This window comes from Saliphagus sp. GCM10025317, from assembly GCF_042663665.1.
Lineage (GTDB): Archaea > Halobacteriota > Halobacteria > Halobacteriales > Natrialbaceae > Natronosalvus.
The window spans coordinates 930,383-945,566 of sequence record NZ_JBHTAQ010000007.1; the positions used below are offsets into that span (position 1 = coordinate 930,383).

General features: G+C 65.7%; 14 protein-coding genes. 5 read left to right on the forward strand and 9 right to left on the reverse strand.

All coding sequences use genetic code 11. From position 1 onward, the window contains the following. The first annotated feature begins 286 nt into the window (after positions 1 to 286). Positions 287 to 1,987, forward strand: a complete 1,701-nt coding sequence (locus tag ACFQS4_RS19200) for a methylmalonyl-CoA mutase family protein (protein WP_500195528.1) — start codon at positions 287 to 289, stop codon at positions 1,985 to 1,987. A gap of 81 nt (positions 1,988 to 2,068) precedes the next feature. Next, positions 2,069 to 2,242: a hypothetical protein gene (locus tag ACFQS4_RS19205; protein WP_500195530.1), complete on the forward strand. Its 174-nt coding sequence runs from the start codon at positions 2,069 to 2,071 to the stop codon at positions 2,240 to 2,242. Positions 2,243 to 2,247: 5 nt separating this feature from the next. On the opposite strand, the gene ACFQS4_RS19210 is transcribed toward ACFQS4_RS19205, so the two are convergent. From ACFQS4_RS19210 to ACFQS4_RS19225, 4 genes are all read right to left on the reverse strand, one after another. After that, positions 2,248 to 2,796 carry a metallophosphoesterase family protein gene (locus ACFQS4_RS19210; protein ID WP_500195532.1) on the reverse strand — a complete coding sequence of 183 codons (549 nt, stop codon included), beginning with the start codon at positions 2,794 to 2,796 and terminating at the stop codon, positions 2,248 to 2,250. A 46-nt stretch (positions 2,797 to 2,842) separates the two neighbouring features. Then, on the reverse strand, positions 2,843 to 3,484 hold the full coding sequence (locus tag ACFQS4_RS19215; protein WP_500195534.1) for a class I SAM-dependent methyltransferase: 642 nt from the start codon (positions 3,482 to 3,484) through the stop codon (positions 2,843 to 2,845). Positions 3,485 to 3,541: 57 nt separating this feature from the next. Continuing rightward, positions 3,542 to 4,843: a histidine--tRNA ligase gene (gene hisS, locus ACFQS4_RS19220; RefSeq protein WP_500195536.1), complete on the reverse strand. Its 1,302-nt coding sequence runs from the start codon at positions 4,841 to 4,843 to the stop codon at positions 3,542 to 3,544. A 99-nt stretch (positions 4,844 to 4,942) separates the two neighbouring features. Continuing rightward, a complete protein-coding gene (locus tag ACFQS4_RS19225; protein ID WP_500195537.1) occupies positions 4,943 to 5,824 on the reverse strand; it encodes a cell division protein CdpA domain-containing protein in 882 nt (293 codons plus the stop codon). A 259-nt stretch (positions 5,825 to 6,083) separates the two neighbouring features. Between ACFQS4_RS19225 and ACFQS4_RS19230 the strand changes: the two genes are divergently transcribed. From ACFQS4_RS19230 to ACFQS4_RS19240, 3 genes are all read left to right on the forward strand, one after another. After that, positions 6,084 to 6,425, forward strand: a complete 342-nt coding sequence (locus ACFQS4_RS19230) for a DUF5789 family protein (protein WP_500195539.1) — start codon at positions 6,084 to 6,086, stop codon at positions 6,423 to 6,425. A gap of 6 nt (positions 6,426 to 6,431) precedes the next feature. Further along, positions 6,432 to 7,130 carry a CPBP family glutamic-type intramembrane protease gene (locus ACFQS4_RS19235; protein WP_500195541.1) on the forward strand — a complete coding sequence of 233 codons (699 nt, stop codon included), beginning with the start codon at positions 6,432 to 6,434 and terminating at the stop codon, positions 7,128 to 7,130. A 61-nt stretch (positions 7,131 to 7,191) separates the two neighbouring features. Next, the gene (locus ACFQS4_RS19240; protein ID WP_500195542.1) at positions 7,192 to 8,340 is read left to right on the forward strand and encodes an AI-2E family transporter; all 1,149 of its coding nucleotides are present in this window, start codon (positions 7,192 to 7,194) and stop codon (positions 8,338 to 8,340) included. Between the two features lie 201 nt (positions 8,341 to 8,541). Here ACFQS4_RS19240 and ACFQS4_RS19245 read toward each other — a convergent pair whose 3' ends face one another. The 5 genes from ACFQS4_RS19245 to ACFQS4_RS19265 form a co-directional block, all read right to left on the reverse strand. Then, a complete protein-coding gene (locus tag ACFQS4_RS19245) occupies positions 8,542 to 9,297 on the reverse strand; it encodes a diphthine--ammonia ligase (protein ID WP_500195543.1) in 756 nt (251 codons plus the stop codon). Between the two features lie 43 nt (positions 9,298 to 9,340). Further along, a complete protein-coding gene (locus ACFQS4_RS19250) occupies positions 9,341 to 10,768 on the reverse strand; it encodes a DUF373 family protein (protein WP_500195545.1) in 1,428 nt (475 codons plus the stop codon). A 142-nt stretch (positions 10,769 to 10,910) separates the two neighbouring features. Continuing rightward, a complete protein-coding gene (gene sppA, locus ACFQS4_RS19255) occupies positions 10,911 to 11,909 on the reverse strand; it encodes a signal peptide peptidase SppA (protein WP_500195546.1) in 999 nt (332 codons plus the stop codon). Between the two features lie 153 nt (positions 11,910 to 12,062). Continuing rightward, complete coding sequence (locus ACFQS4_RS19260) at positions 12,063 to 12,944, reverse strand: coiled-coil protein (RefSeq protein ID WP_500195548.1); 882 nt, start codon at positions 12,942 to 12,944, stop codon at positions 12,063 to 12,065. Between the two features lie 237 nt (positions 12,945 to 13,181). Then, positions 13,182 to 15,068, reverse strand: a complete 1,887-nt coding sequence (locus ACFQS4_RS19265) for a glycoside hydrolase family 2 protein (RefSeq protein WP_500195551.1) — start codon at positions 15,066 to 15,068, stop codon at positions 13,182 to 13,184. Positions 15,069 to 15,184 lie beyond the last annotated feature (116 nt).

Genomic DNA, 15,184 nt, shown 5'->3' on the forward strand with positions numbered 1-15,184 from the left:
GTCTGCGTCTGCGGTCATCGATTGTTGTCGTGTATGCATACGTCTCACCCTCTAAATGCAGCGGCGACTGTGGCCGCCGCTCACTCACTGAGAGGTTCGAGCGGGCCGTGCGTTACCATGCTGCTTGCAGATGCAGCCTAGGCTCGTCGACGTCGTTCCGCTTCAGGATGTGCGGATCGGATGGTGCGAGCAAATCGCGCTCCCACATCCCTCAACTCCGCCAGTGGCACTGGCGTATCGACCATTCCCGGAATCCTTAATGGACCGTCCGGCAATACTTACGCTCATGTACGACGAGGAGGAGCTCGACGCGATCCGAGACGGCGAATCCGAGTGGGAATCGGAGACGCTCGAGCCCGTGATGGACCGCTTCGGGGAGCGCAAGGATCGGTTCGCGACGGTCTCGAACCTCGAGGTCGACCGACTGTACACCCCCGACGACGTCTCGGACCTGGACTACTTCGAGGACCTGGGCTTTCCCGGTGAGGAACCCTACACGCGAGGGCCGTACCCGACGATGTACCGCGGCCGGACGTGGACGATGCGTCAGTTCGCCGGGTTCGGGACCGTCGAAGAGACCAACGAGCGCTTTCACTACCTGATCGACCAGGGGCAGACGGGGCTGTCGACGGCGTTCGACATGCCGACGCTGATGGGGCTGGACTCTGACGACCCGATGAGCGACGGCGAGGTCGGCAGGGAGGGCGTCGCCGTGGACACGCTGCGGGACATGGAGGTGCTGTTCGACGGCATCGACGTCGGCGAGGTCTCGACGAGTTTCACGATTAACCCCTCCGCGCCCGTCATCTACGCGATGTACGTCGCGCTGGCAGACCAGCAGGGCGTGCCCCGCGACCAGGTCCGAGGCACCCTCCAGAACGACATGTTCAAGGAGTTCATCGCGCAGAAGGAGTGGGTCATCCCGCCCGAACCCGCCCTGGACCTCGTGACCGACGTCGTCGAGTTCTCGACCGAGGAGACCCCGAAGTTCCACCCCATCTCGGTCTCGGGCTACCACATCCGCGAGGCCGGGTCGACGGCCGTTCAGGAACTCGCCTTCACGCTGGCGGACGGCTTCGGCTACGTCGAGGACGCGATGGACCGCGGGCTCGAGGTCGACGAGTTCGCGCCGCGTCTCTCGTTTTTCTTCAATTGCCACAACTCCTTCTTCGAGGAGATCGCCAAGTTCCGCGCCGCGCGGCGAATCTACGCCCGCGTGATGGACGAGTGGTACGACGCCGAGCGCGCCGAATCCAAACGGCTGAAGTTCCACACCCAGACCGCCGGCCAGTCGCTGACCGCCCAGCAGCCGATCAACAACGTCGCTCGCGTCACCGTCCAGGCCCTCGCCGGGGTGCTGGGTGGAACCCAGAGCCTCCACACCAACAGTTTCGACGAGGCGCTCGCCCTGCCCAGCGAGAAGGCCGTTCGCGTCGCCCTGCGGACCCAGCAGATCATCGCCGAGGAGTCCGGCGCTGCCGACATCGTCGACCCGCTCGGCGGTTCGTTCGCCGTCGAATCCCTGACCAACGAGGTCGAGGAGCAGGCGATGGAATACATCGAGCACATCCGCGACCTCGGCGACGGCTCCGTGCGAGACGGCATCTTGCAGGGCATCGACGACGGCTACTTCCTCCGGGAGATTCAGGAGGCCTCCTACGAGTACCAGGAGCGCGTCGAGCGCGAAGAGGAGGTCGTCGTCGGCGTCAACAAGTTCACCATCGAGGAGGACACCAGCCCCGAGATCCTCCACGTGGACGAGGCCGCTCAGGAAACCCAGCTCGAGCGCCTCGAGCGGACGAAAGCCGAGCGCGACGACGTGGCCGTCGAGGCCGCCCTCGAGGACCTGGAGGAGGCCATCGGGAGCGACGAGAACACGATGCCAGCCATCGTCGACGCCGTCAAAGCGTACGCGACGATGGGCGAGATCATGCAGGTGTTCGAGGACCACTACGGGGCCTACACCGAACAGATCGGGCTGGCCTGAACGAGGCTCGAGTCATCGATCCTGTTCGAGTCGTCTGCCCTCGTCGAAATGTATTTAGTGTTTTAGAACCGAGTCGAAATAATGTCCGACGACCCCGTCATATTTCGTCTCAACGTCATCATCGCCCTCTTGGTCGCGATTCTCATCGTTCTGCTGTGGCCGGTACTCGCGACGTTCGTCTACCTCGCCAGCGCGCTGTTCGTCCTCGTCGTCGCCGCCGCGATCGGATGGGCGATAGTTCAGGGCGCCCGGTAACCGAATCAGGCCTCGTGGAGCGTCACCTCGAGTTCACCGTCCTCGACGTCGACGGTCATCATCGTCGCCTTCTCGGCAGGGTCGGCCCCCGTCACCGAACCCGGGTTGAGCAGCCGAATCCCCTCGTGGACGCGGTCTTCGACCCTGTGGGAGTGGCCGCCGATGCCAACGACTCCCTCCCCGTCCCACGCGCGAGTTCGGGTGCGAGCGGTGTCCGCGATGGCGTTCGCCCAGTCCTCGTCGGTCATGACCATCCCGTCGTGGCCGTAGACGGCCGCCTCGACTGGGTTCAGTGTGCCGTGGGTGACGACGAAGGTGACGTCCTCGAGGGTCACGTGAGCGACCGCTGGCAACTCGAGGTCCGCTGGATCGGCATTGCCGTGGACGGCGGTCAGGTCCGACGCGAGGTCGCGAATATCCGCGAGCGCTTCGTGGGTCTCGAAGTCGCCGGCGTGAATGGTGTGGTCCGCGTCGGCGATGCGATCGCGAAAGTCGTCCGGGATGGCGTCTGCTCGCTCGGGAATGTGCGTATCGGAAATGACGGCGAGTCGCATACCTGTCGTGCGGTGGACGGCCAAAAAATAGTTCTGGTCGCTCGAGTCAGGGGACGCGGAACGTCGGGAACCACTCCCCGTGTCCGGACTCTCCCTCCATGGGCTCCCCCGGTCGGTGGCCGACCAGGGTCACCAGCCGCTCACCGTCGACCTCCCGCTCGGCGTAGTACCGAATCTCGAGCCTCGAGCAGGCCTTGAGGAGTTCGTTCGGTTCGAAGCGGTAGCGGTTTCCGGGGCTTCCGGGGCTGCCGCCGTTCGTGTCGTCCAGATAGTGTTCGTAAACGAGGATACCACCGGGGGCGACCGACTCGAGAATCGCGGGCAGACGGTCGCGGGCGTCGAAGAAACTGATCGTGACCAGGTCGTAGGCGCTCGCACGAAACTCGTAGCGATCCACGTCGGCCAGAATCCAGTTGATCGTCAGCGTCCGCTCGAGCGACCGCTCGCGATCCTGCTCATGCTCCCGAGCCCGCGAAAGCACAGTGCTCGAGATATCGATAGCGTCGACCGTCCACCCGCACTCGGCGAGGAAGCGGGCGTTTCGTCCGCCGCCGGTGGCGACGTCGAGCGCCCGACCCGCGGGGAGGTCGTCCGCGAGGGCTTCGAGAACGGCCGACGGATCGCCGGGCGAGCGGTGTGTCGAGTGCTCGTAGCGGTCGTTCCAGCGTCGTCGTTCCTCGTCGGTCACGGCTCGTTCTTCGACCCGCTCGAGCAAGAAGATCCGGTCACAATGGACGGCGCCACCTCAGGCGTCGAAATCGTCGATGGTCGGCCGCTCGAGGTCGCCGGGGAACGCGGTAACTGGAACCTGGACTTCGTCGCCCGAGGCCATCTCCTTGACCGTGATCTCGTCGTTCTCGAGGTCACGCTCGCCGACGATGACCGTCGTCTCGGCGTTGATCGAGTCGGCGTACCCCAGCTGGGCGCCGAAGGAGCGCCCAGCGACGTCGCTCTCGACGACGTGGCCCCGGTTTCTGAGGTCGCGAGCGATCCTTGCGGCCTCCGAGCGGGTGTCGCCCACCGAGAGAATGTAGTAGTCGGTCGTCACCTCCTCGGCGGGCCAGACGCCGGCGCGTTGCATGAGTAGCGGCAGGGTCGCGTGGCCGGGGGCGACGCCGACCGCGGGCGTCGGCTGGCCGCCGAAGGACTCGATCAGGTCGTCGTAGCGTCCGCCGCCGAAGATCGACCGCGAGACGTCACCCGCTGAGTCGAAGCACTCGAAGACGACGCCCGTGTAGTAATCGAGCCCGCGCGCCGTCTCGAGCGAGATAGTGCAGTACTCCCGGGCGCCGAAGTCCTCGGCCGCCGCGAGCACGTCCTGCAGGTTCTCGACGGCAGCCGTGACGCGCTCGGTGTCGGCGAACGCGTCGACCGCCTCGAGGTCGCCCCCGGCGATCAGATCGGCGACGTCTTCGGCGTCTCCCCGGTCGAGGCCGGCGTCGGCGAGCAACCCGTGGTACTCGGCGCGTTCGAGTTTGTCCGACTTGTCGACGGCCCTGATGGCCGCTTCGACGTCGACGTCGTCGCCGTAGGTCTCGAAGATGCCGCCGAGGATGTCGCGGTGGGAGACGCGGAACTCGAAGTGCTCGTTTGTCAGGCCGAGGCCGGTGAGCGCGTCGGCCGCCCACGCCAGGATCTCGGCGTCGGCCTCGGGTTCCGAGGAGCCGAAGATGTCGACGTTGGTCTGGTAGAACTCGCGCTGGCGGCCCTGCTGGACCTGTTCGTAGCGCCAGAACGGGCGCGTCGAGAACCACTTGATCGGCTTCGAGAGCTCCTGCTGCTTGGCGACGACCATCCGGGCGACCGTCGGCGTCAGTTCCGGGGTGAGGGTGACGTGGCGGCCGCCCTGGTCCTCGAAGGCGTACAGTTCGTTGACGATGTCATCGCCACTCTTGTCGGTCCACATCTCGGCGCGTTCGAGCGCTGGGGTCCCGATTTCTCGAAAGCCGTAGCGACGCGCCGTCTCCTCGAAGGTATCGATCGCCTGGCGGCGAGCGGCCATCTCGCCGGGGTAGAAGTCGCGAAAGCCCTTGATGCGGTCGTACATGGAATGAGGTTCACGGACGGGACACTTCTACTCTTTCGTTCGGCGCGGCCGCTCGAGACTCGAGGGAGCGACGATATAGCGAAAATGATGAGTCGGCGGCTACCGGCGATTCGGCGTCCACTCCTCGCAGGCGTCCATGTCGTCCATCGTCTCGTCGAAGCGCCCGCAGTAGGGCGTCATCCCGTTCGACGTTCGGACGTACTGGAAGTGCTGGCAGTTCCCGCAGTAGCGGTCGGTCGGATCGGCGGCCGTCGGTCCGTCGACGATGACGCCGTCCGATTCGGTGGCGTCTGCCGAGGCCCCGTCGTCGAGCGGCGACCGAATGTCCTGCGTGGTCGAGCCCCCGTCGCTGGCTGCCGAGGCTGGGTTCCCGGGGGTGGATGGTCCGTTCTTCTCGGCAGTCTGCGTCTCGACCTCGCCGTCGGGCGTCCCCCCGAGGAAGCCGATGCCGCCCAGGCCGCCCTTCGAGGACTCGACCTCGACGACCTTCGTCTGGTTTCGACGGGTGACGTTCATCTCGAGCATGCCGCCCGGGTCGTTTCGCGTCTTGAAGTTGACGACGCCGGTGAACAGACACCACATCGCGGTGAAGAGGCCGAAGAGGTAGACGACGGACACCTGGAGCGTGAGGTTCTGGCCGTGATTGCGCCAGTGGTCCGGGTAGGCGTACGAGAAGAAGACGACGCCGAGCAGGCAGATGGTCGTACCGATCACGGCAGCGGCCTGCACGCGACGACTCGCCGGAAGGACGGCGAAGACCCCCAGCAGCGCCAGCGGAACACCGGTTCCGGCGAGCACCCCCGCCCACAGTACCGGACCGTACTGGTCGGTGAACATGCTCGCGAACGTCGAGGTCGTCGCGACGACGACGGCGACCACCGAGAGCAGTGCCCCGACGGCGACGAGTGCCGTTCCGGCGTACAGCCGCCGGTGGCTCGTTCCCGTTCCGGCCCCGTCGTAAACGTCCGTCAGGCTTGTCATGTCCGCCCAATGGGGCTCATTCCACAAAACGATACGTCAGACGTATGTAAAAAATCAGAGATGATTTCGATGCGAGGGGCGACGCTATCGCGTCGTCTCGTGCGACGACCCGAGGAGCGATGTCGACGCGTCGGTTCGTGCGACGACCGACGTTAACTCGAGCGACACGAGTGCACGAGCGAGCGATCGTTTGCAGTACCGCCGACGGCAGTCCTCCGGAAACGAAAGCTTGAATCGACGGGCTCGCGAACGCTCGCCTATGAGTGACGAGGAAGACGATTCGACGCCCGCCGTCGAGCTCGGTGAGCACACGCCCGTCGAGGGAGCCCCCCTCGCGCGCGTGACCTCTCGCCTGCACTGGCCCATCCAGAAGAGCGAAATCGACCGACTCGAGGGCGACAGCGAGATCCGAACGCCCGACGGCCCCCGAACTATTTCGAGCGTCCTCGAGGACGTCGACGAGACGTACTTCGAGCGCCACCAGGAGTTCGCAGAACACGTCCGTGACGTCGTCGGAACCGGTCCGGTCGCGACGGCGGACTCGGCCACGACGGCGGGCTCGAGCGCGTCGACCGCCGACGAACCGGCCTCGAGCGAGTAACGAATCGTGGAACAGGTGGACGAATCGGGCCCTCGCCGGTGGGTGCGCGAGTATCTCGGTGACCGATCCTGGGTTCAGAAGTCGCTGATCACGGGAGCAGTTCTCACGATTGTCTGGATGACCGGCGTCCCAGAGTCCATCGGCCGACGGGCGCTCTTCGACTCGGTCGTCCTGATCGGTGGACCGCTCGCGCTCGGCTACACCCACGGGCGCCACATCGGTTGGCACGTCGACCGCGTCGCGATTCGCAACGCCGTGTTGCTCGCAATGTTCGTCCTCCCGATCTACCTCGTCGGCTCGACGCTCCCCACGATCCGCGCGTACTACCCGATGTGGGAAACGTCGCTCGCGATGGGCGAGTTTCTCCCCCACGCAATCCAACTGTTTACGCTCGCGCTCGCCGCCGAGACCTACTACCGGGGGCTGCTCTGCGTCGGCGTCAAGGAGATCGGCATCGTGGCCGTATTCATCAGCCCCGTCGTCTACATGATCCACCACGCCGCGAAGCCACCGATCGAGTTCCTGCTCTCGGGGCCGACGGACGTCCTCTTCGGCGCCGTCGACTACCACTCGAACTCGATCCTGCCCTCGGTCGTCGCCCACGGCGCCGGGCTGGTGCTCCTGGACTGGCTGGTGCTCCGAGAGCCGCTGTTCGACCCCACGGAACTGCTCGAGACCCTCGAGTGGCTCCCGATCCCGCTGTAAATCGTCACTGCCGGCCCCGCTGAAAGTGAAGACTTATGGGACTGTCACGTTAGCACTCGCTATGGATATTCGAGCCGGGTTCTTCGTGCTCTCGCTGTTAATCCTCGGCTACATTGCCGCGCTGATGGTTCTCCCACTCTTTCCGTACGTGATGGCTGCCTGTCTGCTCGCGTTCGTCCTCTTTCCCGTCCAGCGCCGTCTCGAGGAACGACTCGAGCCGACGTGGCTCGGGAATCGCTACGGCACGAAACTCGTCGCCCTGGCGTTGACCGTCGTCGCCGTCGTCACCGCCGTCGTACCGCTGCTACTCTTCTCGGTAATCCTCTTTCAGACCGTGTTCTCGTTTCTCCGCGACCTGGACGGCCGCAACCTGCTCGAGGGAGCCCGCACGACGGCCGAAGACCTCGGCCTCGACCCACAGACGGTCGCCGCCCTCGAGGAACAGGCGCTCACCGGCGTCGAAACCGACGTCCTCACCCGCGTCATCAACCTCCTGCTGGACGAATCCGTCCGCCTGCTCAACTCCGGCCTCGAGATGGGCGTCGGCATGGTCGTCCTCGTCTTCTTGCTCTACTACTTCCTGGTCGACGGCGACCGGTTCGTCGACTGGGTCGGCGCCATCGTCCCGCTCGACCCCGTCGTCCGGGACGAACTGCTCGAGGAAATCCGGGTCGTCACCTGGGCAGTCATCCGCAGCCACGTCCTGGTCGCGCTCGTCCAGGGTGCCCTCGGCGGGCTCGGTCTCTGGGTCGCCGGCATCTCCAACGTCGCCTTCTGGACGCTGGTCATGATCGTCGCCGCCTTCCTGCCGGCCATCGGCGTCTGGCTCGTCTGGGGCCCGGCCGCCGGCTACCTCCTCGCCAGTGGCGAAACCGGCGCCGGCCTCCTCCTGCTCGCCTACGGCGCCGCGGTCCTCTCGGTCGTCGACAACTACCTGCGCGCCATCTTCGTCGACCGCCAGTCGGGCGTCCACCCGGCGGTCGTCCTCGTCGGCGTCATCGGCGGTCTCTACCTGCTCGGGATCATGGGCCTGTTCCTCGGGCCGGTCCTCCTCGCGGTGTTCAAAGCCGGCCTCAACGTCTTCGGGGAGGCCTACGGCAACCTCGAGCCGCGACCCACGCTCGCAGAGGAACCCGCCCAGGCTCCGACGACGCTCGAGATGTCCGCCGCGACGGCCGCTGGCGAGGAGCCGGCGGGCGAGACGGATTGAAAACCCACCTTTTACACCCACCTTTTTCCCGCTCGGGTTCGCTTCGCTCACCCTCGCGGCAAAAATCTGTCTGGCGAGCGCTCGCTGACCGTTGGCTCGCCGTGCTCGCCAAGAGACCAAAAAGGCCGCTCGCTCGTTTCACTCGCTCGCGGTACAGTTCCCTGGGCCCACAAGACGCAAACAGCGACCGCAAGACAGCCACTACTCGAGTCTCGCTTCACTCACCCGAATCCGTCCACGAGTCCCTTCCCACTCGGTCTCGTACTCGAGATCCAGTCGCCGATCCATGTGCGGCCCGTCCACGACCAGCGTCTCGAACTCGCCGCCTTCGCCGAGGATGTGGACGCCGTACTCCTCGTTGAGCGCCTCGAGTTCCTCCAGCGCGGCGTAATCGAGCGTTCGACCCAGCCACGACTCGTCCAGGCCCGCCGCTGCCACCTGGACGATCACGATCTCGAACCCGGCCTCGAGCATCGACTCGGCCAGTTCCCGGGGATCCTCTCGCCAGAGCGGTGCGAACAGGTCACACTCGAGGCGCTCGCACATCGCCACGAGGCGACTGGTCTGAAACTCGCTTTCGACGGCGCCTGCGGTGACCCCGGCGAGCCCGCCATCGTCCTCAAGGTCGTCCGCGAGCTCTGCCAGTGCCGCCTCGAGTGGCTCGAGTTCGTCGTCACCCTGTTCGCTCGAGTCCGCCGCCGACTCGGCGCCGAACGAGTCGGGTTCGACGTCGATCAGCGGAATCCCCATGCTCTCCGCGACCAGCGCCGCCAGGCGCGTCTCGGGGACGTGGTACATGTAGGAGTCGCCGGGCGGGTGGACCGTCAGGAGCCACTCGACGGGGAGCCCGCGCTCGAGCGCTCGATACACCGCCCACGCGGAATCCTTGCCGCTCGAAAAGAGGCCGACCCAGGCGCCCGTGCCCGTCGAACCGTCGGCGTCGTCCGGTGGTGTCATACTCGATGGTTCGACTCGAGAGCCATAGGGGTGGCGAGTTGGGTCACTCGCGGCCACGTTGGCTATCGGTGTCCGTGTCGTCCCCGGTGTCGGTGTCTTCGTCGCCTCCGGTGTCGGTATCGCTATCGGCGTCGGTATCCGTGTCTTCGTCGCCTCCGGTGTCGAGGTAAACATTGGCGCCAGTTTCGTCCTCTACCATTGGCTCCGAGTCGGCGGAACCGTCGTCATCGCCCATCGTCCCCTCGTCTCGAGGCCGTGCGGATTTCGATCCGCCGTCGGTCAACTCCGCGTCCGCCAGTCGCGACGGCTCTTCTTCGGTTGCTGACTCGTCGCTATCGGCGTACTCGTTTTCAGCGGCGGAGTCAGAGAGACGCGAAACGGTGAAGACACCGACCAGACTGAGCAGAATAGCCAGGCCGACGAAGAGCGCCAGCCGTTGACCAGGCGTGAGCGCGAAACTGCCGATTCCCTGTTGGTTGATCCGGATCGAAGGAACGACTAGCGGATCGGTCCACCCCTGTTGCTCGAGGAAGAAGCCGCTGAACCCGCGGACGACTAGCCCAACGGAGACGACGAGCGACGGCAGGTGGAGGTAGGAACTGCGAAGGGGACCGTCGTCGATCAGTTCGTCGAACAGCCGACCCAGGCTGGCGGTGAGCCCCGCAGCGGCCAGCCAGGGGACGCTGTCGAAGACGAACCGCATCGTCGGCACGAGCACCCCCTGCGTGTCCTCGAGGGTCGAGACGCCGAGCGCGCCGACGAAGAGGCCTACGAGGGTCAACCCGATGGCGACGACGTAGGTGACGACCGAGACCTGTCCGGAGTACAGCGACTCCCGGAGTCGTTTCGCCGTCCTGGTCAACCGTTCGTCGATGCTGAATCCCTTGTACAGCAGGAACAACCCGATCACGGCCGTGATCGTGGCTGCTCCGACCGCTGGGGTGAACACGCTGGCGAGTATCGGAAAGACGAGCAGGGTCAACCCGAGGGGCACCAGAATGGTCTGGCGAAGCTCCTCGTCGGCCAGGAATTGCTTGAGCAGGTAGTACGTCGACTCGATGTCCCTGGCCTGTCGAACGACCACCCGGTCGACGGCGTCGACCTGCAGTCGACTCTCGACGATCGGGACGAGTCGCTCGTCCTCGGCACTGTCGATAACGACGACCGCGGAGTCCGGTTCGTACTCGGTCACCAGGTCGTCCAGCTGGCGGGCGACCGCCCGGTCGGCCGAGACCATCGACTCGCGGTCCCCCGAAACCACCGCGACGACCGTCTCCTCGTCGTCGTCACGGAGGCTCTGGGCGACCCGCAGGGACTCGAGCAGCGTGTTCACTCCGGAGTCCTCGGGGTCGGCGAGGCCGACGTCGGTCACCAGCGCGCGGACGGCTTCCCACCCCACGATTGGCGTCCGAAGACCGGTCCGTCGACCGACGTCGTCGGTTCGGTCGAGACAGACCACCAGCGTTGTCACGGGTTCTGTTGCATTCTCTGCGACGATAAAACCACTCACTCGTTTGGCGGGTCGAACGGCCATCGGGCCGCGGTTCCGAGTTCGTCGGCCCTACCGCCGGCCGTACGGCCCCTCGAGTCGACGGTGGCTCCTCTGGGTGGAATCAGGTCCGGAGCCGAAATCCGCGTTCGTGAGCGGTTCCGGAGAGTCCGGCCCCGAACGCGTACGCCAGCGACCGGGCGCCCACGCCCACGCGAGCCATCAACGGTCGTTCGGGCTCGAACGCCTCGACGACCACGTCGTCGTCCCCGATCCCGAGCCGATCGGCCACGGCTTCCTCGACGTCCTCGCGTGTGCCGAGAGCGTCCACCAGCCCGAGGTCGAAGGCGTCGGCTCCGAGGTAGACACGGGCTTCGGTCTCCCTGACCAGTTCGGGATCGAGCCCCCGGCCGTCGCTCACTCGTTCGACGAACGACTCGTAGTACCCGTCGACGATCCCCTGGAGATACTCCCGCTCGTGGTCCTCGAGGGTCTTCAGGGGAATCCCGGCGTCCTTGTACGTACCTGCGGTGAACTGCTCGTAGGACAGTCCCACCCGATCCACCAGTTCGGCGGCGTTGACCCGCGAACCGACGACGCCAATAGAGCCGACGATACTGGCGTCTCGGGCCCAGAGTTCGTCGCAGCCGCTGGCGATCCAGTAGCCGCCGCTGGCACAGAGATCGGTCGCGTACGCGATCGTCGGGCCGTCGAAGCGTTCGGCCGCGAGTTTGATATCGTCGCTCGGGACGACCTGCCCGCCAGGCGTGTTGAGTTTCACGAGCAGGGCGTCGACGTTCCCGTCCTCGTCCGCCCGCTCGATCTGGTCGACGACGTCGTCCGCCGGGGTCGAGCCAGGACTGCTGAGGCCGGATCCGCCGCCATCGCGCGTGATCGGCCCCTCGACGGCGACCTCCGCGACGTTGTACGCCGGAAACACGGATCTGGCGACGTTACTCACGAACCGAAACCCGACCAGCGTCGCCGCGAGCGCGAGCACGACGCCGAGAACGTCCGCCATCGTCGTCGGAACGACGACGAACAGGCCGACGCCGGCAGCTGCGACGATCACGGTTCCCAGCAGAACGATTCCCAGCCGAACGACGGTGTGGCTCCCCTTCATCGGTACTCACTCACATCCGAGTCCACCTGCTGCGGGATAATGGTTGACCACGTCCGGTAGCGGGCGCACTCGAGCGTCTCGCGAATACTGCTGTCGCACAGCCGTCGCTCGCGGCCGAAAAACGAAGAAAATCTCGAGAGAGAACCGTCGGACTTAGAGCAGGCCGGTCTTCTGGAGCTTCATCAGGTCCTCGGTGTCGAGCGTCTCGCCCTCCTTGAACTTCTGATAAATCTCCTCGGCTTCCTCTTTGGCTTCCTCCTTCTTCTTGTCGCGAGCGGACTGGCGCTGTTTCTCCTCTTTCTTGTCCATCTCGCGCAGGCGCTTCTGGACGCGGACGAAGTCCTCGTGGTGGCGGTCGGCGGCCTCCTGGGCCTCGACGAAGGACTCGTGCATCTCGTCGGCCTCGTCGCGGATGTCGTCGGCCTCGCGGTAGGCCTCGATCATCTGGTTGTGGTGCTCCTGAGCCTTGTCGGCCAGCTCGGTCACCTTCTGGTGGTGCTGGGAGGCCTCGGAGCGAACCTCTTCGGCTTCCTCGACGAGTTCCTCGAGGCCGTCGTTGTCATCGAGTTTGTCCTTGCGCTCGGCGTACTCCTCGCGCTTGGATTCGATCTTCTCGATGAGTTCGCGCTCCTCTTCGGTCGAGAGCACCTCGGTCTGCTGTTTGAACTCGAGCTGTTCGATCTCGGACTCGAGCTGCTCGAGGTCCTTGCCCTCGTCGAGTTCCATGTCGGACTTGAGCGTCTCGACTTTGTCGAAGAGCTTGTTGGCCTCGGCGTTGAGTTCGTTGCGTTTCTCCTTGTGCTCCTGGACTTTCTCGTTGAGCTCGTCGCGCTTCTCGCGGTGTTCCTGGGCCTCGTCGACCTTCTCGCGAGTCTTCGCGTTGAGGTCGTCACGCTTTCCGGCGCGTTCGGAGGCCATCTGGTTCAGCTCGTTTCGTCGGTCCCGGAGCTGGCCGGCCTTCTTGATGAGCTGTCCTTTGGAGTCGTTCTCGAGATGTTCGTCTGTAAGGTCGATGTTTTTCGATTCGTCTACCATGTGTAGTTACCTTCGGTGCCATACCCGCACCGGCCGGCGCAATCGCTCATGACTCGCGAAAACCCAGTGATAAGATTTCCTGTCATCGATCATCGAGCGATACGCGCCCCGGTGGCGTTCTGGTACCCGATACTACTGGTGCGTACCATTTAAATGTACCGGTCCGCCCAACTGTGAAAATCGTTACCAGGGGGCCCGATACGGTGTGTAATTCACTCGCACAGTCGAACGAGCGACTTATAAACCGTACCGGTTCTCGACCGTTCGATTCGGCAACTCGAGTGATAGGACGACGTCGTCGGCGTCCGGCGGGACGTCGACGGTTCCGGCTGAGGCACAACCCGTCGCGTTGACGGTCACCGACGTTTCGCCCGACCGGTCGCCCGCTCGCCAGGAAACCGTCGTCTCGAGCAGCTCGGGGCCGTCGTTGACGACGGTCACGCCGACTTCCTTACCACGGACCCGCGCGTCATCGAGCACCGCCTGCACCGGTTCGTAGGCGGACGCAAGCGCTTCGAACGCCGGTTTCGCCTCGCCGTCGACGGTCACCACGCCCGTGCCGCCGCCTGGCGCGCTATCGCGAAGGCTCGAGGCGACGAGCAGCCGACTCTCGTGACGACGAAGGGCTTCGGCGACCGTCCGTACCGTCCTGGCCTGTTCCGCGAGGGATTCCTCGGGGCTCGCCGCTCGTCGCTCGAGCAGCGTGGCATCAACGCCCGCGACGACCGCCGGATCGACGTCGTCGGTGAGCGACCCGCTGCCGAACGCGCCGACGAACCGCCCGAGGGACGGGTATCGGTCGAGGAGCCACTCGACGTCGATCGCCTCGAGGTAGCGCCAGCCCGGGTAGAGCGTCGTGGCGGTGGCGTCGAGTCCCGGTGCTCCCGTCAGGGGGACGGTCGCGACGGAGTCGGGTATCGAGTCAGCCACCTCGAGCGCCCCGCGCTCGTCGACGTCGGCGCGCCAGGTTCGCCAGCGAAACGCCAGGCGGGCCCGCCAGCCGCTCCCGAGCGGGTCCGCGAACGGATCGACCGGTTCGTTCCGAACGCCGACGAGGCCGAGACTCGGGTGCGAGCCGTAGTGCTCGAGGAGCGCCTCGGCCAGTTCCGTCGCGCGTTCGACCTCGAACTCGGGGTCGGACCCGGTGATCGGCAGGTCCTGCCAGACGAGTACCCCGGCCTCGTCGCAGGCGTCGTAGAACTCGGGACGCGGAACGTGGCCTCGCGCGCGAACGAGATTCGCGTTGCAGTCGACGGCACGCTGGACGTCCTCGAGGGGTTCGCCGCCGGGGAGGCGAGCGACCCCGCGAGCGCAAATCGGTCGGTCGTTGACGAGCAGTTCGTCGTCGGTGCGCTCGACCGTTCGGAGCCCGACCGTCCGTTCGGTCGCGTCCTCGCCGAGCTTCGCCCGCACCGTGTAACGGTGCTGGTCCCCGTATCCTTGCGGCCACCACAGCGACGGGTCCCGAACCTCGAGCGTCTTCGAAACCGCGACTCGCTCGCCGGGGTCGCCGTCGACGCGGACGCGGTCCATCGTCCCGCCGCCGCGAAACCCCTCGGGGCGGAGCGAGAGCGTGATCGAATCGTCGAGCGGTTCCTCGCCGACGTCGACAACGAGTTCGACGTCGATGTGGGCGGTCTCGCCCTCGAGTCGAGGCGTCACCGACAGCTCGTCGATGAACGTCTGTGGGCGCACCTGCACCGCCGCTCCCCACCAGATTCCCGGCAGGCCGAGTTCGGGCGGTACTTCGTCGGTGTCGTAGATGCCGCCGGCGGTTCGCGCCGTCGCGAACTCGAGGTGGAGTTCGGTTTCGGATTCCGGCTCGAACTCGAGTTTCGTCGGGACGAAGTACGGCGATCTCTGATCAATCTCGCGTTCGATACCGTCGACCCGGACCGACTCGAGGCCCGAGGCGCCGTGTAGGGCGAGCAACGTGCGATCTTCGGGCGTCGTTCGGGGATCGGCGATCGTCGTTCGATACGCGAGGCGCTCGTCGGCCGAACGAGCCGCCTCCGCGAACCCGCCTGGTCGACCGGGGACCGAGACGGGCGTCCACCGATCGACAGTCGGCGGCCCGTCGTCCGAACGCGATTCGACGACGCCAGCCATCCACTTGCCAGCCATTACCACTGTTCACTGAACGGGGACCTGATAGGTGTTGCGACGGTTCAGGCCGGTCGAGGTCGCGACATTCGTCGCTCACCCCGAGGCCTCGAGCAATCGCGCGAATCGGATTCAGC

Coding starts and splice junctions, on each gene's coding strand:
- sppA (WP_500195546.1), bottom strand. CDS start 11,909: ATGAAGGGGAGCCACACCGTCGTTCGGCTGGGAATCGTTCTGCTGGGA.
- ACFQS4_RS19260 (WP_500195548.1), bottom strand. CDS start 12,944: ATGGTAGACGAATCGAAAAACATCGACCTTACAGACGAACATCTCGAG.
- ACFQS4_RS19240 (WP_500195542.1), top strand. CDS start 7,192: ATGGATATTCGAGCCGGGTTCTTCGTGCTCTCGCTGTTAATCCTCGGC.
- ACFQS4_RS19225 (WP_500195537.1), bottom strand. CDS start 5,824: ATGACAAGCCTGACGGACGTTTACGACGGGGCCGGAACGGGAACGAGC.
- ACFQS4_RS19210 (WP_500195532.1), bottom strand. CDS start 2,796: ATGCGACTCGCCGTCATTTCCGATACGCACATTCCCGAGCGAGCAGAC.
- hisS (WP_500195536.1), bottom strand. CDS start 4,843: ATGTACGACCGCATCAAGGGCTTTCGCGACTTCTACCCCGGCGAGATG.
- ACFQS4_RS19230 (WP_500195539.1), top strand. CDS start 6,084: ATGAGTGACGAGGAAGACGATTCGACGCCCGCCGTCGAGCTCGGTGAG.
- ACFQS4_RS19200 (WP_500195528.1), top strand. CDS start 287: ATGTACGACGAGGAGGAGCTCGACGCGATCCGAGACGGCGAATCCGAG.
- ACFQS4_RS19205 (WP_500195530.1), top strand. CDS start 2,069: ATGTCCGACGACCCCGTCATATTTCGTCTCAACGTCATCATCGCCCTC.
- ACFQS4_RS19245 (WP_500195543.1), bottom strand. CDS start 9,297: ATGACACCACCGGACGACGCCGACGGTTCGACGGGCACGGGCGCCTGG.
- ACFQS4_RS19265 (WP_500195551.1), bottom strand. CDS start 15,068: ATGGCTGGCAAGTGGATGGCTGGCGTCGTCGAATCGCGTTCGGACGAC.